Genomic DNA, 2,915 nt, shown 5'->3' on the forward strand with positions numbered 1-2,915 from the left:
CGATGGCTGGCTGCGCAACCGCCTGCGGTACTGCATTTGGCACCACTGGAAGAAACCTGAACGGAAGCGGAAAAACCTAATTCGGCTGGGAATTGACCATGATCACGCCTATGCGTGGAGTAGAACGCGAATGGGAGGCTGGGCAGTTGCCCAAAGCCCCATTTTGGGAACCACGATTACCCTTGATCGCTTAGGCAAAAGGGGGTATGAGGCTATGCTTACACATTACGAGAAAATTGCGCCACATCTTAATGAACCGCTGTATACGAGACCCGTACGTACAGTGGTGTGAGAGGTTCTCCCCGTCGGCTTAGCTGGCGGGGCAACCTACTCGATTAGCCGTTCGTTCTTTTTTTCGTCAAGTGTTTTTCTTTTTAGAAATCCAAAATTCGTGGTTTTTGTCAAGGAAAACTATGTGAAAAATATTGTCTTCAAAGTGTCCGATGATACATTCTTTTCCTTGTATGTGCATTGAACACCAAACTACATCAGGTAAAACGTGTATTGGATGTTCAAAAGCTGTATTTGGCGGAAAATCTACATTTGAATATTGCTTTATTATCTGTTGAGATGTAGCTTGAATTCTTGTCAGTTGGCATATATCTCTTAATTTACTTATAGCCAATGCTAAAAGTTTTTCTTCTTCCCACTCTTCAAAATTTTGCCCTTGATTTCTGTCGAAATCTCTAAAACTTAAAACTATAAGTGGCTCTTTCCTACCCTGTTTTGTTTCAACACCTTTAAGTTCTCTTTTGTAGGAAGCTATGTTTCTTTCTTTGAATTTATCTTGCTTCGCCATATAAAAGTTGGTTTAGTTTATGGTCGATGTCAAAATAAGGAATTGCTCCATATTTTCCTTCAAGGTAATTTTTGTCAAACGCAGATTTGTTTCTAACGGTGTCTGTTTTAAAATCAGCTAATGAAATTAATTCAGATGCACCAAATTGATTTTTTTCTACAAACCAAATCTGGTCTCTTCTAAAAGTTTCCTTGTTCAAAAGTGAAATGTCGTGAACAGCACAAATTAGTTGTGCTTGGTTCATATTGCATTTATGAAAAAAATCAACAAGTCTTAAAGTTAAATGGCTATGCAGTCTTGAATCAAGTTCGTCTATTATTAGGACTTTGCTGTTTTTCAAAGTATCATACCAAGGACCAAGTAAGTAAAGCAATTTTTTAGTTCCTTCACTTTCTTGTCTGTCAAAGTTGAAAGGAATTGTATCTACAAGAACATTGTTATCGTCATATTTTCTGTGATAAGTTAATAAAAAATCTCTTTTAGATTTTTTTGGATTAATACTCGAAAGAATATTTATTATTTCTTCATCATCATTTTTTTCTTTAAGAGCATTAAAATCTATTTCTATTTCATTTACATCTTCTTCGTTGGTCGAAATATTTGAAATTTCAAGATATTTAATGAAATGCAACACCCAATTGAAAAAGTCTTTGTCAGATTTTAGTTTATCGATTGTATATCTTTTATGCCCCCTGTCATATATACCATTAATAATGTTAAAATTCTTAAACCATTCAACGATACTTGAAGATGTTTCCTTCCCAAGAGTAGCAAGAACTGATAGAAATAATACATTTTCTTTTACATCATTTTCTTTTCCTAAACCTTCTTTAAAAGCGGATTTATTTACTTCAATTTTTTGTAAATCTCTTTTAAATAAATAAACTTCTTTACTTGTAGTGTGATATAACCATTCGGCAACAACTTTGTCATAATCTATCTCAAAACCATATCTATATTTTGTTCCGTTATGAAAAAAAGATACTTCAAAAAATGTAGTTTCATTTTCAGTTTTTGAATTGAGTGCAAATTTTTCTAATGGGAATTTCCTATCAGTATCATCCATTAAAGCATCTCGAAATGAATTTAAAATAATCTGTTTCATAAAAGCCATAGCTTTTAATAGATTACTTTTTCCACTTGCATTATTTCCATAAATGACAGCAGATTTCAGTAAACTTAATTTATTGTCTATTGGAATGGTGTGAGTGTCTTGGTGTTCTTTAAATGATTTTGCAGTAATCATTGAAAGAGTAGTCAAGTCTTTAAAAGACAAGAAATTTTCAACTTTGAATTCTATAATCATTTTGTCAATTTTTAAATTAGGTTGCAAAGATACGACAAAATTTAAAATATGCAAATAAATCGCAAAATTTTGATTATGATTATTGTTTTTTAATTTTTATTGTCATTTTTAGTTAGTTTGTTAGAATGACGGCTAACTTGTTTATAAACGGACAAAATGTCCGTTTATCCACCCATTTTGGTATGTATAAACACACCTTTAGTGCGGTTTATTTCTTATACCAAAGGAAGCAAAATAATTATAAATCATCAAACGGCGACTTAATTTTTTTCAGGCCTGTTATGCTTACACGGGTGTTATTTCGGTTGTCTTGCTGCTCTTGGATAAACCGGATATCGGTGTCTGCCTCCAGCAGGTGCGTAGCATACGAGTGCCGCAGCTAGTGTGGGGTAACCTTTTTGTAATACTCTCTGCTCAATCGGGTATTTGCTTACACACAGGGCTGCGCCCTGTGCTTTTACGGGTAGGCCTTTCAGGCCAACGAGAATCCGGCTGCGCAAAACAGGGCATTCGGTAACAGGCCTTCCTAATCCAATTATTTATTCTGGTTACACCTTCTTTTTATAGTCCCTGTTTCCACTGTCAGTGGCCAATGTTTAGAGGTCACTTGCTATTATTTTCACTGTCGATTGCTAATGTTTGACTGTCAGTGTCCATTGTTTAGCCGTCAGTGATCGTTGTTTTCACTGTCGATGCCAATGTTTGACTGTCAATGGTCGTTGTTTCCACTCTCGATGCCAATGTTTGACTGTCAGTGGTCATTGTTTCCACTGTCGATTGCCATTGTTTAGCTGTCGATTGCCATTGTTT

Annotated in this window: 2 protein-coding genes and 1 pseudogene; 1 reads left to right on the forward strand and 2 read right to left on the reverse strand. The window is 35.1% G+C overall.

Annotated features, from left to right (window positions below; genetic code table 11):
- Positions 1-292 (forward strand): annotated as a pseudogene (locus BLS65_RS18660) (hypothetical protein); the annotation flags it as partial.
- A gap of 66 nt (positions 293-358) precedes the next feature.
- On the opposite strand, the gene BLS65_RS15260 reads toward BLS65_RS18660, so the two are convergent.
- Together BLS65_RS15260 and BLS65_RS15265 are read right to left on the reverse strand one after the other, a co-directional pair.
- Positions 359-799 (reverse strand): hypothetical protein, encoded by a 441-nt coding sequence (locus tag BLS65_RS15260; RefSeq protein WP_092440547.1) that lies wholly within the window; start codon positions 797-799, stop codon positions 359-361.
- A complete protein-coding gene (locus BLS65_RS15265) occupies positions 783-2,105 on the reverse strand; it encodes an AAA family ATPase (protein ID WP_092440549.1) in 1,323 nt (440 codons plus the stop codon). Before BLS65_RS15265 ends, BLS65_RS15260 begins: the two co-directional genes overlap by 17 nt.
- Positions 2,106-2,915: the final 810 nt, after the last annotated feature.

The organism is Williamwhitmania taraxaci (assembly GCF_900096565.1).
GTDB lineage: Bacteria > Bacteroidota > Bacteroidia > Bacteroidales > Williamwhitmaniaceae > Williamwhitmania > Williamwhitmania taraxaci.

Bases quoted from the DNA above. Each gene is read 5' to 3' on its own strand.
- BLS65_RS15265 (WP_092440549.1), bottom strand. From the start codon at position 2,105: ATGATTATAGAATTCAAAGTTGAAAATTTCTTGTCTTTTAAAGACTTG.
- BLS65_RS15260 (WP_092440547.1), bottom strand. From the start codon at position 799: ATGGCGAAGCAAGATAAATTCAAAGAAAGAAACATAGCTTCCTACAAA.